At 70.4% G+C, this 26,747-nt stretch carries 25 protein-coding genes; 3 read left to right on the forward strand and 22 right to left on the reverse strand.

Going from position 1 to position 26,747, the window contains the following annotated elements; all coding sequences use genetic code 11:
• Nucleotides 1-88 precede the first annotated feature (88 nt).
• Together J2853_RS03510 and J2853_RS03515 are read right to left on the reverse strand one after the other, a co-directional pair.
• Entirely contained in the window at nt 89-1,672 is a 1,584-nt protein-coding gene (locus J2853_RS03510; protein WP_307554891.1) for an acyl-CoA carboxylase subunit beta, read from the reverse strand.
• Nucleotides 1,669-2,301 carry a TetR/AcrR family transcriptional regulator gene (locus J2853_RS03515; RefSeq protein ID WP_307554893.1) on the reverse strand — a complete coding sequence of 211 codons (633 nt, stop codon included), beginning with the start codon at nt 2,299-2,301 and terminating at the stop codon, nt 1,669-1,671. Before J2853_RS03515 ends, J2853_RS03510 begins: the two co-directional genes overlap by 4 nt.
• Before the next feature lie 122 nt (nt 2,302-2,423).
• Here J2853_RS03515 and J2853_RS03520 point away from each other — a divergent pair, with 122 nt between their 5' ends.
• Complete coding sequence (locus tag J2853_RS03520) at nt 2,424-3,263, forward strand: aldo/keto reductase (RefSeq protein ID WP_307554895.1); 840 nt, start codon at nt 2,424-2,426, stop codon at nt 3,261-3,263.
• A gap of 146 nt (nt 3,264-3,409) precedes the next feature.
• On the opposite strand, the gene J2853_RS03525 is transcribed toward J2853_RS03520, so the two are convergent.
• From J2853_RS03525 to J2853_RS03560, 8 genes are all read right to left on the reverse strand, one after another.
• Entirely contained in the window at nt 3,410-3,736 is a 327-nt protein-coding gene (locus J2853_RS03525) for a DUF1707 SHOCT-like domain-containing protein (protein ID WP_307554897.1), read from the reverse strand.
• Nucleotides 3,737-4,139: 403 nt separating this feature from the next.
• Nucleotides 4,140-5,705, reverse strand: a complete 1,566-nt coding sequence (locus J2853_RS03530; RefSeq protein ID WP_307554899.1) for an AbgT family transporter — start codon at nt 5,703-5,705, stop codon at nt 4,140-4,142.
• A 350-nt stretch (nt 5,706-6,055) separates the two neighbouring features.
• Complete coding sequence (locus tag J2853_RS03535) at nt 6,056-7,039, reverse strand: CE1 family esterase (protein WP_307554901.1); 984 nt, start codon at nt 7,037-7,039, stop codon at nt 6,056-6,058.
• A gap of 112 nt (nt 7,040-7,151) precedes the next feature.
• Nucleotides 7,152-7,892, reverse strand: a complete 741-nt coding sequence (locus J2853_RS03540; protein ID WP_307554903.1) for a creatininase family protein — start codon at nt 7,890-7,892, stop codon at nt 7,152-7,154.
• Between the two features lie 29 nt (nt 7,893-7,921).
• Complete coding sequence (locus J2853_RS03545) at nt 7,922-8,611, reverse strand: FadR/GntR family transcriptional regulator (RefSeq protein ID WP_307554904.1); 690 nt, start codon at nt 8,609-8,611, stop codon at nt 7,922-7,924.
• 130 nt (nt 8,612-8,741) lie between these two features.
• Complete coding sequence (locus tag J2853_RS03550; RefSeq protein WP_307554906.1) at nt 8,742-9,347, reverse strand: maleylpyruvate isomerase N-terminal domain-containing protein; 606 nt, start codon at nt 9,345-9,347, stop codon at nt 8,742-8,744.
• Between the two features lie 91 nt (nt 9,348-9,438).
• Nucleotides 9,439-10,191 (reverse strand): MBL fold metallo-hydrolase, encoded by a 753-nt coding sequence (locus J2853_RS03555; RefSeq protein WP_307554908.1) that lies wholly within the window; start codon nt 10,189-10,191, stop codon nt 9,439-9,441.
• An 80-nt stretch (nt 10,192-10,271) separates the two neighbouring features.
• On the reverse strand, nt 10,272-11,174 hold the full coding sequence (locus J2853_RS03560; protein WP_307554910.1) for an alpha/beta fold hydrolase: 903 nt from the start codon (nt 11,172-11,174) through the stop codon (nt 10,272-10,274).
• 101 nt (nt 11,175-11,275) lie between these two features.
• On the opposite strand from J2853_RS03560, the gene J2853_RS03565 reads away from it, so the two are divergent.
• Nucleotides 11,276-11,806: a CGNR zinc finger domain-containing protein gene (locus J2853_RS03565; protein WP_307554912.1), complete on the forward strand. Its 531-nt coding sequence runs from the start codon at nt 11,276-11,278 to the stop codon at nt 11,804-11,806.
• A 329-nt stretch (nt 11,807-12,135) separates the two neighbouring features.
• Here J2853_RS03565 and J2853_RS03570 read toward each other — a convergent pair whose 3' ends face one another.
• The 3 genes from J2853_RS03570 to J2853_RS03580 all read right to left on the reverse strand — a co-directional run bounded on the left by J2853_RS03570 (nt 12,136) and on the right by J2853_RS03580 (nt 14,487).
• Nucleotides 12,136-12,327, reverse strand: coding sequence for a hypothetical protein (locus J2853_RS03570; RefSeq protein WP_307554913.1), 192 nt, complete (start codon nt 12,325-12,327; stop codon nt 12,136-12,138).
• Between the two features lie 106 nt (nt 12,328-12,433).
• Complete coding sequence (locus J2853_RS03575) at nt 12,434-13,672, reverse strand: ThiF family adenylyltransferase (protein WP_307554915.1); 1,239 nt, start codon at nt 13,670-13,672, stop codon at nt 12,434-12,436.
• Nucleotides 13,673-13,680: 8 nt separating this feature from the next.
• On the reverse strand, nt 13,681-14,487 hold the full coding sequence (locus tag J2853_RS03580; protein ID WP_307554917.1) for a hypothetical protein: 807 nt from the start codon (nt 14,485-14,487) through the stop codon (nt 13,681-13,683).
• A 394-nt stretch (nt 14,488-14,881) separates the two neighbouring features.
• Between J2853_RS03580 and ku the strand changes: the two genes are divergently transcribed.
• Nucleotides 14,882-15,487 (forward strand): non-homologous end joining protein Ku, encoded by a 606-nt coding sequence (ku, locus tag J2853_RS03585; protein ID WP_307554918.1) that lies wholly within the window; start codon nt 14,882-14,884, stop codon nt 15,485-15,487.
• 71 nt (nt 15,488-15,558) lie between these two features.
• Here ku and J2853_RS03590 read toward each other — a convergent pair whose 3' ends face one another.
• The 9 genes from J2853_RS03590 to J2853_RS03630 all read right to left on the reverse strand — a co-directional run bounded on the left by J2853_RS03590 (nt 15,559) and on the right by J2853_RS03630 (nt 26,716).
• On the reverse strand, nt 15,559-17,991 hold the full coding sequence (locus tag J2853_RS03590) for an AAA family ATPase (protein WP_307554920.1): 2,433 nt from the start codon (nt 17,989-17,991) through the stop codon (nt 15,559-15,561).
• A gap of 18 nt (nt 17,992-18,009) precedes the next feature.
• Nucleotides 18,010-19,191, reverse strand: a complete 1,182-nt coding sequence (locus J2853_RS03595; RefSeq protein ID WP_307554922.1) for a metallophosphoesterase family protein — start codon at nt 19,189-19,191, stop codon at nt 18,010-18,012.
• Nucleotides 19,188-20,177: a DUF412 domain-containing protein gene (locus J2853_RS03600; protein WP_307554923.1), complete on the reverse strand. Its 990-nt coding sequence runs from the start codon at nt 20,175-20,177 to the stop codon at nt 19,188-19,190. The genes J2853_RS03595 and J2853_RS03600 overlap by 4 nt, the downstream gene beginning before the upstream one ends.
• A 72-nt stretch (nt 20,178-20,249) precedes the next feature.
• Complete coding sequence (gene recA, locus J2853_RS03605; RefSeq protein WP_307554925.1) at nt 20,250-21,275, reverse strand: recombinase RecA; 1,026 nt, start codon at nt 21,273-21,275, stop codon at nt 20,250-20,252.
• Between the two features lie 181 nt (nt 21,276-21,456).
• Nucleotides 21,457-21,942 (reverse strand): single-stranded DNA-binding protein, encoded by a 486-nt coding sequence (locus tag J2853_RS03610; protein WP_307554928.1) that lies wholly within the window; start codon nt 21,940-21,942, stop codon nt 21,457-21,459.
• Nucleotides 21,943-22,194: 252 nt separating this feature from the next.
• Nucleotides 22,195-22,707: a hypothetical protein gene (locus J2853_RS03615; RefSeq protein WP_307554930.1), complete on the reverse strand. Its 513-nt coding sequence runs from the start codon at nt 22,705-22,707 to the stop codon at nt 22,195-22,197.
• Nucleotides 22,704-23,648 carry an ATP-binding protein gene (locus J2853_RS03620; RefSeq protein ID WP_307554931.1) on the reverse strand — a complete coding sequence of 315 codons (945 nt, stop codon included), beginning with the start codon at nt 23,646-23,648 and terminating at the stop codon, nt 22,704-22,706. The genes J2853_RS03615 and J2853_RS03620 overlap by 4 nt, the downstream gene beginning before the upstream one ends.
• 375 nt (nt 23,649-24,023) lie before the next feature.
• A complete protein-coding gene (locus J2853_RS03625) occupies nt 24,024-24,953 on the reverse strand; it encodes a RecB family exonuclease (protein ID WP_307554933.1) in 930 nt (309 codons plus the stop codon).
• A gap of 416 nt (nt 24,954-25,369) precedes the next feature.
• On the reverse strand, nt 25,370-26,716 hold the full coding sequence (locus J2853_RS03630; protein WP_307554936.1) for a hypothetical protein: 1,347 nt from the start codon (nt 26,714-26,716) through the stop codon (nt 25,370-25,372).
• Between the last annotated feature and the right edge of the window lie 31 nt (nt 26,717-26,747).

Below are 26,747 nucleotides of genomic sequence, written 5' to 3' on the forward strand. Positions count from 1 at the left end.
TGAGCCCGGAGCGGTGAGCGGGGCGGTAGACCGGGGGCGAGCCCTCGGCCGGGTGACCACGGGGCCTCTGGAGACATCAAGATCATGATCACATCCGGAAGACGCCGAAGCCGGCGGGCTCCGGGGCGGGGGCGTTGTTGACGGCGGACAGGCACAGGCCCAGGACGGTGCGGGTGTCGCGGGGGTCGATGACCCCGTCGTCGTAGAGGCGGCCCGACAGGAAGAACGGCAGCGACTCGGCCTCGATCTGCGCCTCGACCAGCTCGCGCATCGCCGCGTCGCCCTCCTCGTCGTAGACCTGACCCCGGGCCTGGGCGGACGCCCGGCTGACGATGGACAGCACCCCGGCGAGCTGCGCGGGCCCCATGACGGCGGATTTCGCGCTCGGCCATGCGAACAGGAACCGGGGGTCGTACGCCCGGCCGCACATGCCGTAGTTGCCCGCGCCGTACGAGGCGCCCATGACGATCGTGAGGTGCGGGACGGTCGAGTTGGACACCGCGTTGATCATCATGGCGCCGTGCTTGATGATGCCGCCCTGCTCGTACTCCTTGCCGACCATGTAGCCGGTCGTGTTCTGCAGGAAGACCAGCGGCGTGCGAGCCTGGCCGGCGAGCTGGATGAACTGCGCCGCCTTCTGGGCCTCCTCGCTGAACAGCACCCCCCGGGCGTTGGCCAGGATCCCGATCGGGTAGCCGTGCAGCCGGGCCCACCCCGTCACCAGGCTCCCGCCGTACAGGGGCTTGAACTCGTCGAACTCGCTGCCGTCCACGATCCGCGCGATCACCTCGCGCGGATCGAACGGGATCCTCAGGTCCTCGGGGACGATTCCCAGCAACTCGTCCTCGTCGTACAGCGGCTCCCGTACGGCCTGCGCGGCAACCCCCAGCCTGCGCCGGTTCAGGCCCCTGACGATCTGGCGGCCGATGCGCAGCGCGTCGTGCTCGTCCGCGGCCAGGTAGTCGGCCAGACCGCTGACGCGGGCGTGCATCTCGGCGCCGCCCAGCGACTCGTCGTCGGACTCCTCCCCGGTGGCCATCTTGACCAGCGGGGGCCCGCCGAGGAAGACCTTGGCGCCGTCCCTCACCATGACCACGTGGTCGCTCATCCCGGGAACGTAGGCCCCACCGGCGGTGGAGTTGCCGAACACGAGGGCGATCGTCGGGATCCCGGCGGCGGACAGGCGGGTCAGGTCACGAAATATCCGGCCACCCGGGATGAAGATCTCCTTCTGCGTCGGCAGGTCGGCCCCGCCGGACTCCACCAGGTTGATCAGCGGCAACCGGTTCTGGAAGGCGATGTCGGCGGCCCGGAGCGTCTTGCGCAGGGTCCAGGGGTTGGACGAGCCGCCCCGTACGGTCGGGTCGTTGGCGATGATCACACACTCGACGCCCTCGACCACCCCGATCCCGGTGACCACGCTCGCCCCGACGGGGAAGTCGCTGCCCCAGCCCGCCAGCGGGGAGAGCTCCAGGAACGCCGAGTCCGGGTCGACCAGCAGCTCGATCCGATCCCGGGCGAGCAGCTTGCCCCGCCGGCGGTGCCGCTCGACGTATTTCTCGCCGCCGCCCGCCACCGCCTTGGCCTGCTCGGCGTCGAGCTCCGCCAGCTTGGCGAGCATCGCCTCGCGCCTGGCCGAGTACTCGGCCCCGGAGATGTCCAGCCGGTTCATGAACGCTCTCTTCCGATTGACGCCGGGGTCAGGCCGATGGCCCGGGCCCAGAGCGTGGTGAGCATGGCGACGGCGGTCCGCTCGTCGGCCTGCTCGCCGAGGTCGAGCCAGACGTGGGCGAAGTGCTCGACCATCCCGCCCAGCATCACGGCGGTCAGCCGCGGATCCAGGGCCGGATCGGCCAGGCCCTGCTCCTGCAGGCGGCGCAGCCCTTCCGCGCCTCGCCGCACGAAGACCTCGCGCAGCTCCAGCAGGAGCTCCCGGAAGCCCTCGTCGGTGGTCGCGGCCTGCTCCAGCATCCGGACGAGCCGGGAGTTGGAGGCCCAGGCGCGCAGGTAGAGCAGGTTGGCGGCCTCGATCCTGGCGTACGGGTCCTCGGGCACGCCGGTCCCGACGACGCTGGCGGCGAACATCTCGCCCACCACCGCGCCGGCCACCTCGCGGAACAGGTCCTCCCGCGAGCCGAAGTAGGTGTAGAAGGTGCCGTGGGAGACCCCCGCCCGGGCGCAGACGTCGTCGATGCGCACGGCGTCGTAACCCCGCTCCTCGAACGCCTCCCGTCCGGCCTGGACGAGCGCGGCCCGCGTCCGCCTGCCCCGGCTGGTCAGGGCCTCAGACTTGACGATCACGTCAACAAGATAGTTCACAACCGCCCGCGCCTGCCAGAGCGTGGAATGGACCCGACTAAGGTGCCGTTAGACCGATTTGTCTGATCCCCCGTTCGTACTTCCATCGAAGGACCCGCAGCCTCATGAGCAAGACACCCGGAGCCCCGACGCTGAAGCTCGTCCACGGCGCCTCCATTCCCCTGGTCGGCCTGGGCACGTGGCCGATGTCGAACGAAGAGGCCGAGACGGCTGTGGTCCAGGCGGTCGAGGCGGGCTACCGCCTCTTCGACACCGCCTACGCCTACGGCAACGAGGAGGGCGTCGGCCGTGGCCTGCGCGCGTCGGGCCTGCCTCGGGAGGAGCTGTTCGTCACCACCAAGCTCAACGGTGAGTGGCACGGCTACGACGCGGTGCAGGAGTCGTTCGCGGACAGCGCCGCGCGTCTGGGCGTCGAGTACGTCGACCTGTACCTCATCCACTGGCCGCTGCCCCGGCAGGACCGCTACGTCGACGCCTTCAAGGGGCTCGCCAAGCTGCTGGAGGACGGCAGGATCCGGGCGCTGGGCGTGTCGAACTTCAAGCCCGCCCACCTCGACCGCCTGCTCGCCGAGACCGGGGTGGTCCCCGACGTCAACCAGATCCAGCTCAACCCGGGCCTCACCCGCGACGCCGCCAGGGCCTACCACGCCGAACACGGCATCGCCACGCAGTCCTGGGGCCCGATCGGCCAGGGCGGCGAACTGCTCCAGGACCCGGTGATCGTCAAGATCGCCGAGCAGCACGGCAGGACGCCCGCGCAGGTCGTCCTGCGATGGCACATCGAGCTCGGCCTGATCACGGTGCCGAAGTCCGCCGACCCCGAGCGGATGAGGGCGAACATCGACATCTTCGGCTTCGCCCTCACGCCCGACGAGGTCGCGGCCATCTCGGCCCTCGACCAGGGCGAGGCCGCCGCCGCCGACTCGGACCGCGTCGGCCACTGAGGCCGTCCCCGGTGATCGTCTGACGTCGCCGGACGTGCCCGCCGGTGAGGATCGGTGGGCACCGGTCTTCCGCCTCGACCCTCGCGGCGCACGCGGGATCCGGCCTCATGCGCGACGGGCGCGCCCGCGTCGCGCATGAGGCCGGCCTACGCCTCGTCGGCCGGCCTCAGCTCGCTCAGGACGTCCTCGGTCTCGCGGTTGGTCCGGGCTTCCATGATCATCGCGATGCGCTTGGTGTGCTCCTCCTGGTCGATCCGGCCGGAGGTGAAGATCTCGTCGAGATGGCCGAGCGCCAGTTGCCGTTCGGCGTCGGTCGGCTGGAGGCCGAGCCAGCGCTCGAAGGCGACCTGTTCGCGGTCGGCCATGGCAGGGGACCGCCTGCGGCTCGTCGCGTTGAGCCGCCTCAGGATGAGCATTATGGCCGTGATGGCGACGACGGCCAGCAATCCCGACACGATGACTATCTCGATCATGAACATCCCCGAGCGTGTGAACGGCGCACCGTATGAGAGCCGGACCGGCCGTGCGTGCCGCGTCGCGGACGGGATCCGGCCGGGTGGAAGGTCTGACGGTCTTCCTCTCTGACACGGGTGGACGCCGGGACGGTCGCGGTGGCGCCCGGCCGGTAGCTGTCACCTGATGAAATCAGTTAACTACGTGTTGTAGCAGAACTCGCGCAGATTCGCCCGGTGGCGTCGGACGATCGTGATCGCCGGCGTCCCCCCTGTGCGGCGGAGGGGACCACGCCCGAATGGTGGTCCGCGCCCCTCAGCGACCGAGGCCGACGACCTGCCCGATGGCGGCGACGCCGAAGCGGTCCCCGGCCGGCCGTGACGGGGAACGTCGTGGCCGGACGGGGACCGCGGAGGTATTGGCTCAGTTGACCGGTGCACCCGGTCCCAGGGGGATGCCGAGGGCCCACCAGGCCAGGAAGAGCAGGGTCCAGACGACGGTCATGGCGATGGCGAGGGGCAGGGTGTAGGAGGCGAGGGTGCCGATGCCGGCGCTCTTGCGGTAGCGCTGGAGGAAGCCCAGGGCCATCAGGAAGTACGGGCTCATCGGGGTGATGGCGGTGGAGCCCGAGTCGGCGATGCGGAACAGGGCCTGGGTGGTCTCCGCGGGGACGTGGACGAGCATCAGCATGGGGACCAGGACCGGTGCGGCCAGGGCCCACATGGCGGAGCCGCTGGTGACCATGATGTTGACCAGGGTCAGCACGACCAGGATGAGCAGGAAGACGACGACGATCGGCATACCGCTCTGCTTCAGCGCCTCCGCGGCGTTGACGGCCAGGACGTCCCCGATGTGGGTCCAGTCGAAGTAGGCGAGGAACTGGGCGATGGCGAAGAACAGGACGAGCACCGGCGCCATCTGCTTGATGCCCTCCACCATCAGCTTCGGCACGTCACCGGGCTTGGCGATGGAGCCGGAGCGCGTTCCGTAGACGATGCCGACGAGCCCGAACAGCAGGGCGACGACCGCGGCGATGCCGTCCAGGAGCGGGGACTGGACGATGCTGCCCTCCTCGCCGCGCAGCGGCGAGGACTCCGGCAGGACGACGGCGACCAGGACCACCAGGGCGGCCACGAGCGCGAGGGCCGCGAACCGGAGGGCGGACCGCTCCCGTGCGCTGAGGTTGAGCTGCCCGATGTCCTCCAGGTCGGCGTCGGGGTCGGCGTCGAGGTCGGGCCGCTTGCTCAGGACGAACTTCGTCACCAGCGTGATGACGGCCGCCAGCACGATGGAGGAGACGATGTTGAAGTACCAGTTGCTCAGGGGCGAGACGTAGGCGGCTTCCCCTCCGACGATTTTCGCGGCGGCGGTGGTGATACCGGCGAAGATGGCGTCGTTGGGGGTCGGTACCGGGCTGGCGTCGTATCCGGAGGCGATGGAGGTGTAGGCGACGACGATGCCGAGGATCGGTGAGCGGCCGACCGCGCGGAAGGCCAGGCCGCCGAGGGGCACCAGGATGATGTAGGCGGCCGCCGACGCGACGTGGGCCACGGTGCCCGCGAAGGCGACCGCGAACACGACCCAGGAGGCGGAGACGCGGGAGACCCCGACCTTCATCAGCGCCGAGAGGAACCCGCTGCGCTCCGCCACCGCGACGCCCATGATGACCACGACGATGGTCGCCATGGGCGGGAACGACGCGAAGTTGTCGATCATCGTGGAGACGGCCATGGCCAGGCCGTCACCGCTGAAGAGGTTGCGGACCGTGACGGTCTCGCCGTCGCTGGGCGAGACCACGGAGACGCCCAGCCCGGACAGGACCGCGCTGACGACGACGAGGATCGCGGAGAGGATCCAGAACAGCCAGAACGGGTGGGGCAGGGCGTTGCCGGCGCGTTCGACGACCGCCATCGCCCTGACGATGCGCGGCAGCGGTGGGTCGGTGGATTCCCTCGATGTTTCTGGTGTCGCGGGGCTGGAGGCGGACATGGTGGCTCCGTACGGGTGAAGGGCGGCCCGGCATGAACCGGTGCGGCTGTGGGGGGATGTCGGCGGCCCGCTCGCGGGGCGGCCGCGGCCGAGAGTGCGGCGACGGCGCTGGGCCGGACCGCCACCCGGCGCCAGGGGGCGGCCGTCGGAAACGGGGTGGCGGTGTCGGCGATGGGGCCCGGGGCGCCGCCGGAGGGGCGGGGCGGTGGGCCTGGGGTGAGGAGGGCGTATCGATGGGTCGCGGTGCGGTGCGGTGCGGTGCCGGTGAGGTGCGGTCGGTTGGCCGTGATGCGGCCTGAAGAGGGCGGTCGGCCGGTCGTGGTGCGGTGTCGGGAGGGGCCGGTCGGCTGTCAGCGGGTCGCGGTGCGGGGCAGCCGGTAGCGGTGCAGGAACTCCCACAGGACCTGGTGCGCCTCGATGGTCTGGGTGGTGTAGCCGCCGCCGCTGTAGCTGTCGGCGCCCGGCCAGGTGTGGCCGCCCCCGGTGACCGCGACGTGCCGGACCTCTGCTCCCTTGTCGCAGCCCACCCAGCGGGAGACCGTGATGTCGGGCTCGGTCACCCGGTCGCGGACCCGCTTGGCGCAGTCGTTGCGCTGTGCCCACGCGCCGACCCAGTCGGGAATGGCCGGCAGGCCCCGGTCGGCGTCCCCGGCGTAGGGAATGGTGACGTCGCCCGTCCCGTGGAAGTCGATGACCGGCACGGGGCGGGAGGGACGGCAGTCCTGGCCGGTGGCGGGGTAGAAGGCCCCGGCCACCGGGGCGATCGCGGCGATCCGGTCGGCCATGCGGCAGGCGAGCAGGCCGATGAACCCGGCGCCGTTGGACTTGCCCGTGGCGTACACGCGCCGCTGGTCGACGCAGAGCTTGTTCTCCAGCGTGTCCAGCAGGTCCGAGGTGAACGCCACGTCGTCCACACCGGGCGCCTCGTAGGGCGCGCCCTGCCACGCCTGCCGGTCGCCGTCACCGGTGCCGATGACGCCGTTGGGGTAGGCCACGACGGCGGGGAGCGTGGAGAGCTTGGAGAACTCCTCGGTTCCGGCGCCCGTGTTGCCGCGCCCGTGGAAGGCGAGGACGACCGGCCAGGCACGGCGGGGGGTGTAGTTCGGCGGGAGGTGAAGCTGGTAGGTCCGCTCGATGCCCTGACTGGTCATGGAGTGCAGGACGCTCGTACCGGGCGCCTGGGGTGCCGGGGCGCGGCACCCGTCGGGCCGGGTCGTCGCGGCTTCGGTGTTCGGGGCCGCGGCGTACGCGGGGGCGAGCGCGCCGCCCAGCAGTACGAGCCCGGCGGTCGCCGTCGCGGTGAGGGTGCGCAGGAGAGCTCTCGCGCCTGTCATGGGGGCTCCTATCATCGGCCGCGTCCATGCGGTCGTTCGGGGGTTTTGTGGCAGCACTCACAGCCGTACGTGCGGTGCGCACGTCGGCGAGCGGTGATGGGCTGGAAGGGGGCTAGGCGTCTATCCAGGTCCTGGCGAAGGCGACGATGCGGGCGACGGCCGCCTCGACGACGGCCCGGCCGCCTTCCGGGGTGGCGTTGCGGGGGTCGCCGAGCACGCCGTTGGGGCTGAGCCGGTCGTAGCGCATCGTGAGGGCGGGGTGGCCGCCCTGGAGCGACAGCCGGGAGACGGGGTCGAGTTCGCCGGGACGGGTGGTGCCGGGGGCGAGCCGTTCGGTGTGCACCAGGTGGGGTGCCAGGTGGAGCATCTGGGCCGTCTCGGCCTCGCCGCTGTGCCCGTGGACCTCGCTGACCCGCAGACCGGCCACCACGTCGGCGGCCAGCGAGGTCAGCGGGGTCCAGGCGAACTGCAGGTCCGGATGGGTGGTGAGCAGATCCTGGGCGACCGTGGTGAGGGTGGCGTTGTTGCCTCCGTGGCCGGTGATCACGAGGATCTTCCGCCAGCCGTGCCGGTGGAGGCTGCCGACGTATTCGCGGACCACCGCGGCCAGGGTGGTGGTCGTCAGGGTGACGGTGCCCGCGAAGGCGAGGTGGTGCGGTGAGACGCCGACCGGCACCGACGGGCCGATCACCGCGGAGCCGGCGAGTTCCGCGGCCACCAGCTCGGCGACGTGCTCGGCGCGAATCGTGTCGGTGGCCAGGGGCATGCCGGGCCCGTGCTGCTCGAACGCGCCCGCCGGAATGATGACCAGGGGACTGGCGTGCACGGCCTCGGCCGCTTCGAGCGTCGTCATCTCACCGAGCCGCGTGGGGCGTCGCCGGCTCAACGGTCCGCCTCGGGGAACTCGGCGGTCGCGATCGCGTCCCGGATCGCCGTGAGGTGCTCGCGAGTGAGCCGTTCGGCCGCCTCCACGTCACCGTCGCGTACGGCCTCGAAGATCTCCACGTGCTCGGCGTGGTCGCGGAGCCGGTCGTTGTAGCGGTGCCGGATCTCGATCTGCTCGCGCGCCCGGACGTGGAGCAGCGCCTCGACGGTCTCCCGCAGCAGCGCGTTGCCGCTGGCCGCCGCCAGGGCGACATGGAAGTGCATGGACTGGCGGAGCGACTCCTGCGGTGGGTGCAGGGCGTTGGCCGACGCCGCCTTCAGCTCCTCGACGGCCTCGGCGACCCTGGTCCGCGCGGCGGCCGCGGCGATCACCGGCTCGACGACCAGGCGGGCCTCGACCAGTTCGAGCACCGACTCCCGGGTGCTGCGGGGCAGGTGCGGGTTGGCCAGCAGCCGGCGGTCGATGCCCGGCCCGACGTAGGTGCCCGACCCGTGCCGGAACTCCACCACGCCGGTGGCCTCCAGCCGGCGCAGCGCCTCGCGCACCGTCGGGGTGGTGACGTCGAAGCGACGGGCCAGTTCCCTGGAGGAGGCCAGCACATCGCCCGGTCCCAGCCGCTCACTGCGGATGATCTCGACGATGTCGTCCGCCAGGCGCTCGGACAACGACTGCTCGCTGTAACTCATAAAGTGAATAGATCACTTGATCTCTTGATGTGTCAATGGGTGTGACCGGATTGACTCCAGGGCATCGCGAGAAAGGCGTCACCCGGATCTACGTGATCTACATAGTCAAGGGCGTCGCTCGGGAAACGGCTCAGCGTGTCGTTTCCCCGGCCGGTGGGGCGCCGTGCCAGCGCCACTGCCGCAGTCGTGGACGGCCGGGCAGCTCGACGCGGCCCGTGGACCACAGCAGCGCGTGCCATGGGTCGACGGCACAGAGGTCGGCCGCGGCCTGCGGGAACATCCGGATGAGCACGCGTGCGCACACATCGCGCGGCGGGTCGAAGGGGAGGCCGAGACCCTGGGCGATGTCCTGGCCGTGGAGCAGTGCCTCCACGCATCCCATGGCGGCGAAGCCTTCGGGATCGGCCATCCCGGTGGGGTGGTAGGCCCGCACCCGCGCCGGGGTCGTGCGCACCATCGCCGCCAGGATGCGTGCGCCGGTTTCTGCGAACTCCAGCACCTGGGCGGGAGAGGCCTCATCGTCGGCGGTGGCCATGAATCGTACGTATCTGTCGGTGGGTTGCGCCGCGAGCTGGCCGGCATATGACATCAGACAGTCGCCGATGTGCTCGGCGGTGTGCCGGCAGCTCCACTCCAGGGTGCCCGCCGGCGCGGACCGGTCGGCGTCGACGGCCGGGCTCAGGACGGCGACCACGTGGGAGATCGTCGCATCCACATCATCGGCGGTGACCGTCACGCTGACCTCCACAGACCTTCCAGGGTCAGTCAATCTAGCCTGCCGGAGGCGGGGACGAGGTGCGCGACCGCACCACCCGGCGGTTCGGGGGTCAGGTCTTCCGAAGGATCACGCGGTGGGCGCGCGGGGTCTCGACGTATCGGCCCTCGCCGGCGAACGCCCTGCGGAAGTCCTCCCTGGACTCGGTGAGGTGTGCCCAGTCCTCCGTGTGCAGCCCCACGACCGTGTCGCTCGCCAGGATGCCCGCGGCGAGCACCGCGTCCGCCGAGGACAGGGTGAGCTCGCCCTCGGCGACGGGGATGCGGGCGGCGCCGGCGAAGAGGAGCGAGATGTCGATCTTCCCGAAGCGCTCGGCGATGGATTTGACGTACGGGAGCGAGGCGTTGTCCCCGCTGACGTAGACGCTGGGCGCTTCCGCCGTCCGCAGGACGAATCCGATGACGGGGCCGCGGCCTTCCGACCCCGGGGGGCCGTGCAGCGCGGGAACGGCCGTGATCGTGACCTTGCCGACCTGTACGGAGGCCCACGGTTCGAGCCCCACGACCGTGCCGCCGAGGTCTTCGGCCGCCTTGGTGGTGCTGATCGTGAGGGGCAGGTCGCGCAGGAGGGCGGCACCGAGGATGTCGAGGTTGTCGCCGTGATGGTGGTGTGAGACCAGGGCCAGGTCGACCGCGCCGAGTTCGCTCGGAGCCAGGGCGGGGCCGTGGGTCTTCGTGTGGGCGAAACCGTTGCGGGGTTCGTAGGTCTGCGGCGCGTCGAAGGTGGGATCCGTGAGGAAGCGGACTCCGCCGTACTCGAGGAGGGCAGTGGGGCCGCCGATGTAGGTGAGGGCGATATCCGGCATGATGTCAGGTCCTTCTTCTCGTTCGGTTCGCCGCCGGTCGGACGGGTGGTGGCGAGGGTCGCGCGCCCGCTCGGGGCGGGTCACAGGACACGGCCGAGGAAGTCGCGCATCAGGGCCGCGATCTCGTCGCCGTGGGTCTCGAGCGCGAAGTGGCCTCCGTCGAGGAGGTGCAGCTCGGCGTCCGGCAGGTCGCGCAGGTAGGCGCGGGCGCCGTCGGCGCCGAAGATCTCGTCGTGCTCGCCCCAGGTGATCAGGGTCGGCGGCCGGTGGGTGCGGAAGTACTCCTGGAACCCGGGGTAGAGGTCGAGGTTGAACTGGTAGTCCCAGAACAGCTGTAGTTGGATCTCCGCGTTGCCGGGGCGCTCCATGAGGCTCTGGTCCAGGGTCCATGTCTCCGGGCTCAGCCGGTCGAGCCGGTCCTCGGGCACGCCGTGGATGTACTGCCGGCGGGTGGCCTCGGCCTCGAACAGCTTCCGGACCTCCGCCTCGTTGCCCGGGCGGTCCTTGACGTACGCGAAGAGGCCGTCCCAGAAGGGTGTGAACCCTTCGACGTACGCGTTTCCCGACTGCACGACGAGTGCGGTCACGCGCTCCGGCGCGCGGCTCGCGATGCGCAGGCCGATCGGAGCGCCGTAATCCATGATGTACAGCGCGAACCGGTCTATCCCCAGCTGGTCGAGCAGCCCCTGGGTGATCTCCGTCAGGCGGTCGAACGAATAGGTGAAGTCCTCGACGGGCGGTGCGTCGGAGAAGCCGAACCCGATGTGGTCGGGGGCGATCAGGTGGTACGCGTCCTTCAGGTCCTCGATGAGGCGCCGGAACATGTGCGACGACGTCGGGAAGCCGTGCAGCAGTACCAGCGTCGGGAGCGACGGGTCGCCGGCCTCCCGGTAGAAGACGGTGTGGCCGTCGACCACCGCGGTGCGGTTGAGGGTGGGCACCGCGGCGGTGCCGCCGGTCGGTCCGGAGGTGTGGACGGGCATGGCTCGGCCTCTTTCTAACTGTTGAAATTCGGTTTGATGGTAAGAATCTATTCCGCCCTTCTCTAACCTGTCAAACGAGCTACGGTGGTAAGATCGGTCACATGCTGGAGAGACCGCACCGAGGAGAGCCCCTGCCGCTGGAACTGGTGAACACCCGGTGGGTGAGCGGCGGGAAGCTCGTCGACTTCTTCGAGGACGACCTTCACGTCGGGCGATGGCTGGCGGAGCACGGCTTCGCCGACCGGGTGCCGGACGCCAGGGTGCCGCTGCTGGAGGCCCGGGACGCCCTGAGGGACGCCCTCGATCGGCCGGGCGACGCCACGGAGGCGCGGCTGAACGCCGTACTCGCGCACGGCTCGGTGCGGACGGAGATCCACGGCGGCAGGCCGGAGCGTACGGTCGACGCCGACGCGGGCTGGTTGCCCGCGTGGACGGCCGTGAGCCGGTACGCGGAACTCATCGAGACGCAGCCGGATCGGGTGCGGCAGTGCGCCCATCCCGAGTGCGTCCTCTACTTTCACGATACGTCCCGCAACGGGACACGCCGTTGGCACTCCATGGAGACCTGTGGCGCGCGCTCCAAGTCGCAGCGTCACTACCGCCGCGCCCAGTCCGGCCAGAGCGCCTCCTGAGGCCGGCGGAGGGGGCGCCGCGGGCACCCCCTCCGCCGGCCCGGCCGTCGGCGAAGACGCGCCCGAGTCCCGTCATCCGCGGGCCGCGGACGTCGGCTGCCACCGTTCCCTTCCGCGAGACAATCTGTGAAAGGAGGAAAACGAAAGCCGCCCGGAAAGGGACCGTCGCCTTCGGCGACATCGATATCCCCGTAGCCCTCTACAGGGCCGCCGAAGAGCACGCCGGGTTCATATGCCCGTATATGCCAGTCGCGTCCCTCTGGGGGTGATTTACCCAAGGTGTGCATTATCGAGAAGAAGTGCTTCAGGGTAGGCCGTGGAATGAACCTCTATGACGTGGAGGAGAGATCCGCCGGTCCGTCGGGGGTGAAACTCAGTACCTCGTCCAGGGGCCAGGTCAGCACTCGGGCGCGGAGTCCCAGGCGCGAGGCCGCCATGCGCAGATTCTCGGTGAGAGCGCCGAAGGCGGCCCAGGTGGCACCGCGTTCGAAGCCGAGGGTCTTCTGATCGCGCTCCGTCATGCCGGCATTCCAGCAGGTTGTCTTCGCGATGCCAGAGAAGTCGCCACGGTTGCGTGTTGTGTGGTGAGGGCGCGAGGCTCCCAGGGCCGCGATCCAGCGCACCACGTCAGGGGTGATGAATTCCTGTTGCCGACGGTTCGTCGGGCAGGGACGGCCCTGTTCCGGCCTCCGGCGCGACATCGAACGGCTGGGGCGCGGGCGCGGGCTCACCGTACAGGAACCGGTCCCGCGACTCGTTCAACGGGTCGACGTAGAGACGTCCGGAGGCGACCTCCTCGCCGAGGAGGATCCTGCGGGAGGCATCCGTGACCACCGCGCCGCCGAGGGCGGCGCCCGAGGCGAGCTGTGGCCAAGAGGAGATGGTCTGCTCTATCTCCGGCAGGGAGGCCGCCATGCGTGTGCTGAGCTGTCGCTCGTCGAGCAGGGCCAGGACGAAGGGCACCTTGTCTTTGGGCGGCAGGCCCCGCAAATCCTCCGCGCGGACGTTTCCCAGCAGCCCGTGAAAGATCGGCCGATCGGGGTCGAGGTCGAAACGCTCGATGTCGAGCATCCCTCGGTCGTTGGTCTCCATCACGACGGGAATTCCGCAGGAACGAGCTCGTTCGCGGACGGCCACCTTCACGTAGAGGTCGTCGCACTCCTCGACAAGAAGATCCAGCGGTCCGCCGTGAAGGAGGAACTCATCGAGATTGTCGGGACCGATGCCATGAGGATGGACGGTGATGTCGAGATAGGGATCGATCTCGGCCATCTGCCGCGCGGTGAGCACCGTCTTGTCGAGGCCGAGCTGGTGGACGCCCGCGCGTAGGCGATTCAGATTCGACAACTCGATACGGTCGAAGTCCGCGATCCTGAACGAGCCTCCGACGCCTTCCTGGGCCAGTGTGACGGCGGCGGCATTGCCCACCGACAAGCCGATCACTCCGATTCGCCGGCCGCTCAGGGCCAGTTGCTCGTCAAAAGTGATCTTGTAGCGATTGCGATCGGTCCTGAGCTCGCGAAACTCCTCACGAGGGAGGATGCGGGTCAGCTCGGCCAGCCAGGGAAACCACACCCATCTCCCGTAGTCGGCCATGTTCCGGCCGTCGAGGATCTCCTCGATGTACCGGGTGAGGCGCGGGTCTTCGGCGCCGACCTGCGGATGACGGGTTCGGGCGAGTTGGCGCACCTGATCCTCGAGGCGGTCGTGGACCCGTCGAGCGAGTCCGGTGTCCCGTATCGCTCGCAGCAGCCCGGCGTCCTCCTCGTCGGTGGCGTCGAACAGGCGTGGCCGCCATGCGCGGTCGTTCAGTGCTTCTTCGCCGAGTTCTTCGATCGGTGAACGTGGCAGGTCCAATGGTGCCATCCGTTTCGTCAGGCTACGGTGGGAGCTTTTGTGAGTGATTCAATGCATTTGGGCAAGATTTCCAGAATATGGTGAGGGCGGCTGTAGTTAAGATAGATGCGCTCGTTACGACCGGTCGGTGGAAAGTAGTCATCGAAACAGGGCACCACGAATTCGAACCCGTAAGAAGTCCGGATACGTGGCTGGAAGGCGAGCTTCTCGAAGGTGACGCCGGTCTCCCAGCCGCTGCGGAACTGGTCCACGGCCATGAGACGGGCGAGATGGACCAGAAGATAGGGGAGCGAGTCGCCGCGACAGGCGGGGTGCACCCATAGGCCGCCCACATGGCTGACCCGTCCGGAGACACGCTGGAGGAGGGGCGGCCGGGCCGACCTGGTCTCCTGAAAAACCTCGGGCACCGGGTCGTACCAGAGCCGTAGTGAGCCGACCAGGTCCATGAAGTCCTCGGTGACGAATAATCGGGTGGCGACGCAGCCCACGACGGTTCCCGCCGGGTCCTGTACCGCGATCCAGAACGCGTCGCCCCAGGGCGTCCGGTTGTGGCGCGGATCGAAGGTGGGATTGACGCCGTCCGCCAATGGGGCCGTCTCCAGGTGCGCGGCCCACGCGTTCATGTTCCAGCGGCGCGTCGCGCGCAGCTTCCGCCCGCGCATCCAGTGCTCGCAGGTGTCAACGAATTCCTGGGCGGCCCGTAATTTCAGGTTTCGGATGTCAATTCCTTCATCTGGCACAAGTCTCACCTTCCCGGATGATTTCTTCATGGTCGAATTACCTGAATGATGAGACAAGGGCCGCTTCGGCTGCAGATTCATCATGCCTCTGATGGGAGGAATGCGCCCACAATTCTCTTATTGATTTTTAATCCGTGATGTCGTACGGCATGGCCGCGGGGGCATTCTGGCGTGCCGGGCCGGAGCATGCCCGGCCCGTTCCCACCTGGCCGGCCCTACCGGCGCCGGCGTGCCCACGTTCCCCGTCGTGGTCCCCGCCGGGTCCTGCCCTGGACGATGTGGCCGTCCCGCGTGACGGTCAGTCGGTGCGGGACTGTCTTCTTCGCCCGGCCGGTCCCCGCGTCCGCAGGTCCTCGGGTGCGGCCCGGCCGTCGGCGAAGACGTGCTCGAGTGCCGTCATCCGCGGGCCGCGGTTCCGCCGAGGGCCGCCCCGCGGTCGCCATGCCCTTCCGCGAGATAATCTGCAGAAGGGGGAAAAATGAAAGCTACCTGGAAAGGGACCGTCTCCTTCGGCGACATCAACATCCCCGTAGCCCTCTACAAGGCCACCGAGAAGCACGCAAGGGACGGTTCGCCGGTGCGTCGCAAGCGGTGGCGCGAGGAAGAGGGCCGGGAGACCGGGCGCCGGGAGGCGGCGAGGGGCCACCGGCACCCCGACGGCCGGAGGGTCGTCCTGGACGGCGAGGGCCCGGTGCCGGACAAGAAGCGGATCGACGTGCTGGCCTCCGTCGACGAGGGCAGCATCGACCCGGTGCTGTTCGGGCAGGCCTACTACGTCGGGGGAACGGACCCGGCCGCCGATCAGTGGTACGTCCTGTTCCGGGATGCGCTGAGGCAGTCCGGGCACGTCGCCGTCACCAGGGTCACCCTCGGTGCCCGCGAGTCCCTGGCGGTGCTCCGGGTCCATGACGACCTCCTCGTCCTGCAGACCGTGAGCCGGCCGGGAGAGGTCCGCCGCCCGACCGGCATCGCCCCCAGGGGCGACATCACCGTGCGCCCGGAGGAGCTGAAGATGGCCATGCATCTCATGGACATCCTCTCCGTGGGCTTCGACCTGGACGAGGTTCACGACGACCACCGGTAGACCCGGCGACACGTCATCGCGCCCGACCGGAGGACATGTGCCCCCGCACGCGTCCGCGGTGACGCTCGGGGTCACGGAGCCTCCCGTCGTACCGAGGAGGTTCGCTGGTCCCGGTGGACGGCGAAGCGGGCCGGCACCCGTTCGGCCAGGACACCGCTGTGCGTGACGATGCCGACCATCTGATCCTTGCGGGCCGCGAGTTCCTCCAGTGTGACGGCGACCGTCTCCAGCGTCGTCTCGTCCAGCGTGCCGAACCCCTCATCAAGGAAGATCGATTCCAGCTGGGCGGCGCCGGCCGCGGCCATGGCCGGCAGCTGCGCCGAAAGCGCCAGGGCGAGGGCGAGGCTGGCCTGGAAGGTCTCGCCGCCGGACAGCGTCTTGACCGGCCGGCGGCTGTCCGCGTCGGCGTGGTCGACGACGAGGAAGTTCCCGTCGTCGTGGATCAGCTCGAACTGCCCGCCGGACAGCTCGGCGAGCGTCTCGGAGGCGTCCGTGACGAGCATGTCGAGGGCCGTCGCGACCAGCCAGCGGGGAAACCCGTCCGCGCGCAGGAGGTGGCCGAGCGTCTTCGCCACCTGGTGCGCCCGCTCCGCGTCCTGCCGCCGCACCTCGAGTCTCGCGGCCTGCTCCCGTCGTTCGACGAGACGACGCGTCCCCTGCCGCGCTCCCTCCAGCGCCGCCGCGACCGCCGGCTCGGCCGTCTCGGTGAGCGGCCGCTCCGTATCGAGGTTCACCTCGTGGGCGGCGAGCACGCCGGCGAGGCGGTCATCGGCGGCGGCGAGGTCGCCGCGGACCCTCGCCAGCCTCTCGTGCGCGTCGGACAGCACCGTCTCACGGGTGGCGGCGGCGTCGGCCGCCCAGGAGATGAGGGTCGTCCACGCCGCGGTCAGGTCGTCACGGTCCAGTGCCCGCGCCCCGAGTGCGACGAGCGGGTCACGAACGCGCTCAAGCGCCGACCAGGCCGCCCGCACCTCCCGGCGGACACTCACCGCGCTCTCCTCGGTGCTCGCCCTGGTGACCCGCGCGTTCCGGAGCTTCGTGTCCGCCTTGTCCGCCGCCCTTTCCAGCCGCTCTCGACGGCTGAGCGCGGAGGTCACCCGCCCCGGGGCGGGGGCGTCGGCGAGGACCGAACGCAGGGCGGCGATCCTGCCGGTGAGCGCGTTCAGCTCACCGGTGGCCTGCTGCTCGGTCCGGGACGTCTTCGTCCACTCCTCGCGTAGCCGCTCCGCTTCACGGTCGGCCCGGACCCGTGCCCGCGCGGCCGTTTCGAGGTCGGGCGCGACCAGTGGGGCGGGCATCGCGGTGACCCGCTGCTCACATACCGGGCACGCCGCGCCGTCCCGCAGACGCGGTCGCAGCGCCGCCACGAGGTGGACCCGCGCCGCGGTCTCCTCCGCCCGTCGCGCCCGCAGCGCGCGCCTCTCGGCTTTCTTCGCGGCGGCGGTCACGCCGGAGAGCGCCGTGGCATGCCGCTGCCGCAGCGCCCGCGTCGTGAGCAGCCTCCTCTCCGCCTCGTCAAGCTCCAGGTGGTCGCGGCGGGCCTGTTCGAGCCGGGCCCGGGGCGGTGCCGCCGCGAGTCGCTCACGGGCGGTCGTGTCGGCGGTCTCGGCCGCGGCGAGTTCCTCGTCGGCCAGTTCGACGGCCGCTTCGACCTCGCGTTCCCGCCTCCCGAGTTCCTCAAGGCCGGCCGGGGCGGTGACCGTCCCCAGCCGGTCCCGCTCCGCCGTCAGCGTCTCGCACGCCTTCCGCGCCTCGGTGACGGCCGCACCGTGCTTCACGAGTTCGGGCAGCGCCGCACGGACCCGCTCGGCGAGCTTCTCCAACGTGGCCACCCGGTCCTGGGCCGCGTGCTGGGCGCTTTCGGTCGCGTCGCCGAACTCCTCAAGCTGCTGGGCGAGGAGTCCGGCGCGCTGCCTCTCGCTGTCGGCCTCCGCGTTCGCCGCCTGCGCGATCCGGGGGTAGATCTCCAGTCCCATCAGTTCGACGAAGATCTCCTGCCGCTTGGCCGGCTGCGCGTGCAGGAACTCGGCGAAGTCCCCCTGCGGCAGCACCACACAGGTGAGGAAGTGCTCGAACGACAGCCCGAACAGCTTCTCCACCGCGGGGGTGACCTCGGAGTCGGAGGCGAGCACCTCGGTGACGTCGTCCGGCATGCCGAGCGCGCCCGGGTCGGCGAGCCGTTCCAGCCGGGCGTTCCTCACCTGGACGCCGCCGCGGGCGGTGCGACGCAGTTCCCGGGCGGCGACGTAGCGGTGCCCGGCGAGGTCGAAGACGAGCCGGACGGTGCCCCGATCGGTGGTCGGCGCGAGCGCGTTCGTGACCACGCGCCGGTTGTCCCAGCGGGGCGCCGAGCCGTACAGGGCGAACGTGATCGCGTCGATGACCGTGGACTTGCCCGACCCGGTCGGGCCGACGAGCGCGAAGTAATCCACCTCGCGGAGGTCCACCGCGGCCGCCTCCCTGAAGGAGGCGAAGCCGTTCATCTCCAGCAGCACCGGCCTCATCGAGGTTCCTCCCCGCCGTCAGGCGTTCCCCATGGTGACCTGGTCGTGGAGCCTGGCGAACAGCGCCTCGACCCGTTCGTCGACCAGTTCCCGGGTGACGCAGTATTCGTGGAGCAGCTCGGCGGGGCCGCGTTCCACGCCGGCGGGCGGCGGGGACGGCCGGGCGGCCCTCACCGGATCGGCCGACGGGGCGAACGCCGGGTCGATGCGCACTTCCAGCGCGTTCGGGAGCAGCCGCCGAACGTCCTGCTGCAGGCCCGCGCACGCCGGCTCGCACAGCACGACCCTCAGGTAGTCGTCGCCGAACTCCTCGGCGCGCCGGGCCAGCTCGTCAAGGGCACCGTGTACGGTGCGCAGCCGCCGTCCGGACCTGATCGGCACCTCGGCGACGACGCGGGCGGGCGCGCCGACCTCGGCCTCGACGACGAGAACCACCGGGGAGTTGTCCTGCTCGCCGAAATCGAGGGCGATCGGGCTGCCGCAGTAGTGAACCGGACACGGCGCGGGCAGCGACTGGCGACGGTGCAGGTGTCCGAGCGCGACGTAGTGCGCGTCGGGCGGGAAGGCGTCCTCCGGCACCCAGTACTCGACGATCGACTGGGCGGACCGCTCGCCCCCGCCGAGCTTTCCCCGGGCCGCCATCAGGTGCGCCGTCACCAGGTTGACCGTGTCGTCGCGGAAGCCGGTCGTGAGCGCGGCGAGCAGGTCCCGCACCAGCCGGCCATAGCCGGCCGCGGCCTCCCCTGGCGTCTTGGTGACCAGGTGGGCGGCACGCACCGCGTGGCGCTGGGAGAGGAACGGCAGCAGGGCGACGACGACCGGCTCCCCTGTCGAGCGCGCGGTGAACCTCACCACCCCGCCGTCGGCCGCGACGCGAGCGCCGCCGGCCAAGGTGATCCCGGTGCTCGCCATGAGCGGCCGGTAGGCGTCGAAGGTGGCGGCGTGGTCGTGGTTGCCGGCGATCGCGATGACCTCGGCTCCGGTGCGCCGGAGTGCGAGCAGCACCTGGACGACCAGCTGCTGGGCCTCTGCCGTCGGGGCGGACGACTCGTACAGGTCGCCGGCGACGAGAACCGCGTCGACCCGGTGGTCCCGTGCCACCTGGACGATCTCGCGAAGGACCGCCCGCTGCTCGTCAAGCCGGCTGTGGCCCTTGAGCACCTTGCCGACGTGCCAGTCGGACGTGTGCAGGAACCTCATCTCTCCTCGTCGGGTGAGATCTGCTCCCCGGCCTCGGCTTCCGGCTCGGGCGGCATCAGCTCGTCATACATGGCCTGGTGTTCCTCGTCGTCACCCGGGCAGATCGCCCGTCCGTCGGCCAGGCACATCCAGCGGTGCCGCAGCACGTCCCGCACGGCCTCCTCCGGGTCGTCGAACACCAGGATGCCGTCGCCGTCCTCGTCGTGGACGTAGGCGCAGACGTCGCAGACGACGGAGTGCATCTGGCGGGTGGGGAAACGTGCCGGCCGATTCCTTTCCATGTACGGGCGGTGGCCGTGATTCTCCGGCGACCGGCGAGCCGCGGGACTGTTGTCCGCACGTCCGATCCGAGGGGGTGCGGCCGACCGCCGGTCGGCGGGCGGCGCCCGGTGGAGGCCACGGGCGGGCGGGAAACCGTCGCCGTCGCACCGTGGACAGGTGTTGAGGGCGAGCAGGTGCTCATGCAGGGTGCGGTGGTAGCGGGCACGGGCGAGCGCGTGGTGCTCTCCGCGGGGCCGCTCCGGCAGCGGCGGGTCTCCGGCCTGGACGGCGAGGGACCGCAACTCGTGGAACCAGCGCGGCACCGTCGGCGGCATCGCCTCCCAGTCGTTGTCCCACAGGGAGTGCAGGCGGCAGATGTGCTGGCCGCCGCAGGCGGCGTACAGGTGGGTCTCCTGGGGGCCGCAGGCGAAGTACGTCTCCACCTCGTCACGGATCTCCTTGATGAGCTTGACGTCGGGGTGGGTGCGGTCGAGGAGGTAGGGGTAGCCGTCGGCGGCACACCGCGGCAGACGGGGCCACACGTCGTCGACCATCCGCGGGACGTCGAGCACGGCGGTGAGGTCCATGTCGTTGTTGACGGCGTAGTAGTCGCGGCCGGCGTCGTCGGTGAGGCCGATGGAGATCAGGCCGCGTACGGTGGGGTCGGAGGGAAGGAATTCGCAGGCGAGGTAGACGCGGCGAACGGCCCGAGCGGTGTCGCTCATGTGGGGATCCTCCTCGGCATCCGGGAACGTCGCCGAGAATGCGGCGTACGCGCGTGTGTGACGGTCACCGGATCAGCGGTCGGCCGGCATGGCGGGGGCGGCGCTCGGATTCGGCCCGATGCCCACCTCTTCCTTGATCTTCTTCTCGATCTCGTCGGCGAGGTCGGGGTGGTTCTTCAGGAAGGCGCGGGCGTTCTCCTTGCCCTGGCCGAGCTGATCGTTCTCGTAGGTGTACCAAGCGCCGGACTTGCCGACGAAGCCGTGCTCGATGCCCACGTCGATCAGGCCCCCCTCACGGGAGACGCCGGTTCCGTAGAGGATGTCGAACTCGGCCAGGCGGAAGGGCGGGGCGACCTTGTTCTTGGCCACCTTGACGCGGGTGCGGTTGCCGAACGCCTCGGTGCCGTTTTTGAGGGTCTCGATCCGGCGGACGTCCAGGCGCACCGCGGCGTAGAACTTCAGCGCCCGGCCACCGGTGGTGGTCTCCGGAAACGGCGTGCCGATCTTCTCACGGAGCTGGTTGACGAAGATCGCGGTGGTTCTCGACTGGCTCAGCGCGCCGGTGATCTTCCGCAGCGCCTGGCTCATCAGTCTCGCCTGCAGGCCCACGTGGGGATCGCCCATCTCACCCTCGATCTCCGCGCGTGGCACCAGGGCGGCGACGGAGTCGATGACGATGAGGTCGAGGGCGGCGGAGCGAATGAGGGTGTCGGCGATCTGCAAGGCCTGCTCGCCGTCGTCGGGCTGGCAGATCAGCAGGGCGTCGGTGTCCACGCCCAGCTGCCCGGCGTACTGGGTGTCCAGGCCGTACTCGGCGTCGATGAAGGCCACCGTGCCGCCGGCCCGCTGGGCGTTGGCCAGCGCGTGCAGAGCGATCGTGGTCTTGCCCGAGGACTCCGGGCCGTAGATCTCCACCACCCGTCCCCGGGGCAGCCCGCCGACGCCGAGGGCGAGGTCCAGGGCGATCGACCCGGTCGGGATCACCTCGGTAGGGATCCTCGGTTCGTCGCCCAAGCGCATGATCGAGCCCTTGCCGAAGCGCTTTTCGATCTGGGCGAGGGCGAGTTCGAGCGCCCCCTCGCGGTCCTGTTCTCTCATGGGTCCACCTCGGGTGGGATGCGGTGCGTGTCATGGCCACGGCGGCGCGCCGCCGGGCTCCGGGCCGGTGGCGGGACGGCGGCGCGGGGCGGACCGAGGACCGCCCCGCGCCGTCCGGGTCGGCAGGAGCCCGCCGGCGCCGAAGTGATCATGTCGATCGGTCTTCGCGGTGCGCCGGCGATCAGAAGGGCTCCTCGTCCTTCCGGGAGGCGGAGGGTCCGCCCTCGTCGTTCCGGGTGAACAGGTCGTCGGCGGGTTTGGCGCCGGCGTGGGCAAGGACCCTCGCGCGCGGGGCCTCGGTCGCGCGCGCGGAGGTGACGCGCGCGGTGGCGAAGCGCAGCGAGGGGCCGATCTCGTCGACCTCACACTCGACCACGGTGCGGCGCTCGCCTTCCTTGGTCTCGTACGCGCGCTGGCGCAGCCGCCCCTGGACGATGACGCGCGTGCCGCGCGACAGGGACTGGGCGACGTGCTCCGCCTCCTGCCGCCAGGCCGAGCAGCGCAGGAACAGCGTCTCGGCGTCCTTCCAGTCCCCGGCCTCCCGGTCGTAGACGCGGGGCGTGGACGCGACGGTGAAGTGCGCGACCGCGGCTCCGCTGGGAATGAAGCGCAGCTCGGGGTCGTCGGTCAGGTTGCCGACGACGGTGATGACGGTTTCATCGGCCATGGGACTTCCTCTCGTGCGACGGGTGATTCCTCACCCATGTCTGTTCGGGTGTCTGCTTGCGTTCGACGGGCAGCCTGAAGCCGGGTCGGCGAGTAGCGGGTGCCAGGCGTTCGTCGTGGTCTCCTCCGGGTGTGCCGACGGGCACCTCGCCGCGATCGGGGCGACGAGCCGGGGTGTCCCGACCGGTGCGAGAGGCCAGGGACCACGCGGTGGCGGGCGTGGCCCGGCCGGGGTGGACGGTGACGGCGGTCATCACGTCTCGCCGCCGTCGAGGGCGAGCAGCCGGCGCAGGTCGAGCCGGCCGCTGTGCCAGGCCCGGGTGATCTTCTCCGGCCCGCCGGGCAGCGACCGGATGCTGAACGACCGCGGCGCGAGGGCCGGCACCGCCGTCAGCCCCGGAATCACCTCGCCGGTGTGCGGGTCGGCGACCGGGTCGAGGGCGGCGAGGTGGGTGAGGAACGCCCGCTGCCAGCCGGGGCGCACCCGGACGAGCGTCTCCACCTCGCCCGGGTGGTTCGCGGCCACCCAGGCGGTGAAGGCGTCCTCGTCGGCGACCACGACCGCCGGCTGGGGGTCGACGAGCGTGATGGTGGCGACGGGCGTGTGGTCCGGCAGGGTCACCCGGATCGACTTGAGGTCGAACTCGGCACGGGCCGCGCGCAGCCCGTCGAGCACCGTGCGGCGCTCGGCCTCGTACGCGGCGTTCACGGTGTCGCGCAGCACCCGGAGCACGGCGACCCGGGTGGCGCTGTCCTTGAGGTTCACGGCTCCTCACCCTTTTTCCGTTGCTCGGTCCCGGCCTCTGGCGTGCCGTCCTGGGCGGTCCGGTTCCGTGCCGCGGTGCCGTGGCGCACGATCAGCTCGCCGAGCGTCTGGGTCTCCCCGTCGCCGTCCAGGACGGCGGCGCCGAGCAGGTTGTTCCGGCGAACCTGTTCGTAGAGGGTGCGCAGCTCGTCGGGGGTGGCGTCCGGGGCCGTGGCCGCCGTGACGTAGTCGGGCACCGACCGGGCCGGCTTTCCGGCATCGAGCCAGTTGAAGACGGCCTCGGCGAACTCCGGGCCCGGCTTGTGGAACACCGCCCCGGACAGCGGCTTCGCCCGGGACTTGGAGATCACCAGGGTGTTCTCCTGGTCGAGGTCGCCGACGATGTCGAACTCGTACTCGATGCCCTCGCGCTGCTCGGGCTTGAGCCCGACCTTGCGCGGCACCTTACGCCCGCGCTCGTCGGACTCGACGACGTACTCGGTCTTGGTGCGCATGGTGACGATGAGGTGGCCGGGATAGGCGAGCAGGGCGTCGATCATCGCCCGCTCCTGGGGTCGGGCCTCCTTCCAACCGGCGAAGTTGCCGCCTCCTCCGACGCGCTTGGCCGCGTCGTCGACCTGCTCCAGCATCCCGCCGGCGCCGGACCAGAAGTGGCTCAGGGAGTCGATGATCATGACGTCGTAGCCGTCGTGGGCGGCCACCGCGAGCACGTCGACGAGCGTGGTGGGCCGGAACACCGTGAGCGGGAGGGTGTCGAAGGCGAACTCGTCGGCGTACTTGGCGGCGCTGCCGTGCTCGGTGTCGACGAGGGCGATCCTCCCGCCGAGTCCGGTGGCGGTGAGCAGGGCGGTGTAGGTCTTACCCGATCCGGTGGGCCCGATGAGCGCGATGCGGGCCTTGGCCCGTTCTTTGGTGGCGGTGGTGAAGGTGAAGTGGTTCACGCGATGCTCCCGTGGCGTCTCGGACGACGGTTCGGGATGGACCTGGGGAGGGACGACGTACGGTCCTGTCCAACAGGACGTGCACCCCGACGGTTGTCGCCTCGTTCGAATATTTATTCGAAACACTTGAAGCTCACGCTAGGCACAGGTGAAGCGAGGAATCAAACCTTTTTGCCGAAAGCTTGCGTTTTAGTAGTGCGACCTAGAACGAGTTGGTTTGCGCCCAGGTCGTGGCCGGACACCTCCGGCCTTCGCCGTGCGGTGAGGGGCTGCCGGGCCCCGCCCACGGGCGGCCTCCCATCGCGAGCCGCACCGTGCCGCGGCCGCTTCGCCGCGCCTCCCCGGGCGAGCCGCTCGCGGATGAGCGCCTCGAACTCAGCGGGAGCCGGGCGCCGGGCGCACGTCGTCCCCCACGGCCGGCGGCAAGGGCGGGGGAGTGCCGCCGAACTCCGGGCACAGCGCCCGGTGGGGGCACCAGCCGCACAGCCGGCTCGGCCGTGGGCGCCAGTCGGCCGTCTCCGCCGCCTGCCGGATCGCGTCCCACAGCGCCAGCAGCTTGCGCTCCACGATCCGTAGATCGCCCTCGGTCGGGTCGTATGTCAGCACGTCCCCGCTGCCGAGATAGACCAGCTGCAGGCGGTTCGGCACGCTGCCACGCAACCGCCACAGCATCAGGGCGTAGAACTTCATCTGGAACAGCGCGTCCGCCGCGTACTCGGGGCGAGGAGCCTTGCCGGTCTTGTAGTCGACGATCCGCACCTCGCCGGTGGGCGCGACGTCCACCCGGTCGATGATCCCGCGCAGCGTCAGCCCGGAGTCCAGCGTCGCCTGGACGAACAGCTCCCGCTCCGCGGGCTCCAGCCGGGTCGGGTCCTCAAGCGCGAACCACTGCTCGACGAGCCGCTCCGTACTCGCCAGCCAGAGTGCCAGCCGCTCCGGAGCGATCGCGCCGGCCTCGGCGGAGCCCTCCGTGTTGTTCTCCGCGGCGAACAGCTCCGCGAGCTCCGGCTTCGCCGCCAGCAGCCGCTCCCACTCGCCCGCCACCATGGAACGGGCGTGGGCGGCGGTGCGCGTCGGCGCCGGGTCGTCGAAGAGCCGCTCCAGCACCGCGTGGACGAGGGTGCCGCGGGTGGCCGCCTCGCTCGGCCTCTCCGGCAACCGGTCGATCACCCGGAACCGGTAGAGCAGTGGGCAGGCCATGAAGTCGGCCGCGCGCGACGGCGACAGCGACGACGGCAGCGAGACAGGCCGAGGTGTCGCGGGTGGGGCGCCGGCCGGTGTGTCGTCGGTCTCCGACGAGTACATGCCCTCGATCCTACGCCGGGTTCCCGCAGGTCGCGGCCGATGCGACCGGCCGGCCCGCATCCACCGCTTCACCAAGCCGGGAGGTCCCTGACAAGGTGTTCGCCCTTTCCTACGGAGCGTCAGAAGCTTAAGAGTTCGAGTACCTCCGGTCGTACCACACGAAAGCCCAGGTCATCTCCGCGATAGCCCGGGCTTTTTGGGGTTTGGATCAACGGGCCTTTCTGCGGTCATGCGAGATTTTCGACCTCTGCGGGGCCCCTTGGGGGCCGTCGGATTGGGTTTGCCGGAGAGCTCCGGGAATGGCTTCCGCGGCCGCGCGCCTGTCATCCTCCAGCAGATACCGGTAGACGTCCTTCATGATCGCGATGCTAGCGTGCCCGAGGACGTCGGAGCGGGCAAGCTCGGGCCCGCGGCGGTCAGTTCGGGCAGGCGTCGCGGCAGCCGCCGAAGCGCCCGGCGTCCGGCCGGACAAAGCCGGTCTCCGGCGTCCCGCGCACCGCCTCGGCCATCGCCTCCTTCCAGACCAGGCCAGGAACCGACGTGCCGTCCACCTGTGGATAGTGGCGCCCACCGATGGTGACGTCGACCAATGGATACCGGTATCCGCCGCGAGAGTCGCCGAGGCTGACGGCCGAAGCCAGGCCGGGGGTGTAACCGGCGTACCAGGCGGCGGTGAAGCCGTCGACCGCGCCGGGCATGCCCGCCGCCTCGCGGCCGACGCTCTTGAGCGCGCTCCTCGCCAGGACGTCCGACAGGACTCCGGTGACCGCGTCGGCGACCGCCGGGTCCAGGACCTGCCGGCAGCGCGGCTGGAAGGAGCGCGTGGCGCCTGAGCCGTCGCGGATCTCCGTGATCACCATGGGCTCGCAGAAAGTGCCGCGGGAAGCGAGGCTGGCGTAGGAGTTGGCCACCGAGACGGGGTCGGCCTCGTTGATGCCCAGCGTGAACATCTCAAAATCCTGGAGCCGCATTCCGTCGGCGCGCCTGAGCCCGAGCAGCTCGGCCATCTTGACGGTCTCGCACAGGCCGACCTTCTCCTCCAGGCGCATGGAGAAGGTGTTCACCATCTCCTGGGTGCCCGATCGCAGGGTGGCGAACCGGTCTCCGGCCTTCTCCCGGTTCACGATGGAGTGGGTCGGATCGCCGACGGCCTCGTCCGCGCAATTCTTGAACGCCGCGAAGTCCTGGGCGCGGTACTCGTCGGAGATGGGGAAGCCGTCGTCGTAGCGCAGACCGGCGGTGAGCGCGGTGGCCAGGGTGTAGGGCATCGCCGTCGTGCCCTGCTGGGAGGCCGGCCCGTCGCCGTCGCCACGGCTGGTGGCCATGGCCCTGATGGCGCCTTCGCCTGGGACGATCATGACCTGGGTGGCGACCTGCGGGTCGTCGCGGTGGACGTGGGCGTCGATGGCCCGCTGCGCCGCCCGCTGGAGTCTCTGGTCGATCGTGGTCTGGATCGTCAGGCCGTCGCCGGCGAGCAGCCGCGGGTCCTCGGCGACAAGCCGCTCGCTGACATACCGGCAGAGGTAGGGATATCCGCTGTCCGCGCAGTCGCCGGAGAACTCCTCGATGACGGCGCCCTCGACATCCACCAGCACGCTCTTTCGGGACATGGGGGAAGGAGAGGGCGCGGCGGTGGAAGCCGAGGCCACGCGCTCCTGCCCCGGACCGCTGTCCGCCGGATTCCGCACTATCAGGAGGACCGCGACCAGCGCACCCACCGCGGCGACGCCCAGGAAAGCCAGGAAAGCCAGCAGTGCTTTCATCGTTGCCTTTCGGTGCGCCTCACGCTACGTC

This window comes from Streptosporangium lutulentum, assembly GCF_030811455.1.
In the GTDB taxonomy this organism is placed as follows: Bacteria; Actinomycetota; Actinomycetes; order Streptosporangiales; family Streptosporangiaceae; genus Streptosporangium; species Streptosporangium lutulentum.

What these genes read in the sequence shown, in the direction of transcription:
- J2853_RS03510 (WP_307554891.1), bottom strand. Translation starts at nt 1,672, where the DNA reads ATGAACCGGCTGGACATCTCCGGGGCCGAGTACTCGGCCAGGCGCGAG.
- J2853_RS03520 (WP_307554895.1), top strand. Translation starts at nt 2,424, where the DNA reads ATGAGCAAGACACCCGGAGCCCCGACGCTGAAGCTCGTCCACGGCGCC.
- J2853_RS03525 (WP_307554897.1), bottom strand. Translation starts at nt 3,736, where the DNA reads ATGATCGAGATAGTCATCGTGTCGGGATTGCTGGCCGTCGTCGCCATC.
- J2853_RS03530 (WP_307554899.1), bottom strand. Translation starts at nt 5,705, where the DNA reads ATGTCCGCCTCCAGCCCCGCGACACCAGAAACATCGAGGGAATCCACC.
- J2853_RS03535 (WP_307554901.1), bottom strand. Translation starts at nt 7,039, where the DNA reads ATGACAGGCGCGAGAGCTCTCCTGCGCACCCTCACCGCGACGGCGACC.
- J2853_RS03540 (WP_307554903.1), bottom strand. Translation starts at nt 7,892, where the DNA reads ATGACGACGCTCGAAGCGGCCGAGGCCGTGCACGCCAGTCCCCTGGTC.
- J2853_RS03545 (WP_307554904.1), bottom strand. Translation starts at nt 8,611, where the DNA reads ATGAGTTACAGCGAGCAGTCGTTGTCCGAGCGCCTGGCGGACGACATC.
- J2853_RS03555 (WP_307554908.1), bottom strand. Translation starts at nt 10,191, where the DNA reads ATGCCGGATATCGCCCTCACCTACATCGGCGGCCCCACTGCCCTCCTC.
- J2853_RS03560 (WP_307554910.1), bottom strand. Translation starts at nt 11,174, where the DNA reads ATGCCCGTCCACACCTCCGGACCGACCGGCGGCACCGCCGCGGTGCCC.
- J2853_RS03565 (WP_307554912.1), top strand. Translation starts at nt 11,276, where the DNA reads ATGCTGGAGAGACCGCACCGAGGAGAGCCCCTGCCGCTGGAACTGGTG.
- J2853_RS03570 (WP_307554913.1), bottom strand. Translation starts at nt 12,327, where the DNA reads ATGACGGAGCGCGATCAGAAGACCCTCGGCTTCGAACGCGGTGCCACC.
- J2853_RS03575 (WP_307554915.1), bottom strand. Translation starts at nt 13,672, where the DNA reads ATGGCACCATTGGACCTGCCACGTTCACCGATCGAAGAACTCGGCGAA.
- J2853_RS03580 (WP_307554917.1), bottom strand. Translation starts at nt 14,487, where the DNA reads ATGATGAATCTGCAGCCGAAGCGGCCCTTGTCTCATCATTCAGGTAAT.
- ku (WP_307554918.1), top strand. Translation starts at nt 14,882, where the DNA reads ATGAAAGCTACCTGGAAAGGGACCGTCTCCTTCGGCGACATCAACATC.
- J2853_RS03590 (WP_307554920.1), bottom strand. Translation starts at nt 17,991, where the DNA reads ATGAGGCCGGTGCTGCTGGAGATGAACGGCTTCGCCTCCTTCAGGGAG.
- J2853_RS03595 (WP_307554922.1), bottom strand. Translation starts at nt 19,191, where the DNA reads ATGAGGTTCCTGCACACGTCCGACTGGCACGTCGGCAAGGTGCTCAAG.
- J2853_RS03600 (WP_307554923.1), bottom strand. Translation starts at nt 20,177, where the DNA reads ATGAGCGACACCGCTCGGGCCGTTCGCCGCGTCTACCTCGCCTGCGAA.
- recA (WP_307554925.1), bottom strand. Translation starts at nt 21,275, where the DNA reads ATGAGAGAACAGGACCGCGAGGGGGCGCTCGAACTCGCCCTCGCCCAG.
- J2853_RS03610 (WP_307554928.1), bottom strand. Translation starts at nt 21,942, where the DNA reads ATGGCCGATGAAACCGTCATCACCGTCGTCGGCAACCTGACCGACGAC.
- J2853_RS03625 (WP_307554933.1), bottom strand. Translation starts at nt 24,953, where the DNA reads ATGTACTCGTCGGAGACCGACGACACACCGGCCGGCGCCCCACCCGCG.
- J2853_RS03630 (WP_307554936.1), bottom strand. Translation starts at nt 26,716, where the DNA reads ATGAAAGCACTGCTGGCTTTCCTGGCTTTCCTGGGCGTCGCCGCGGTG.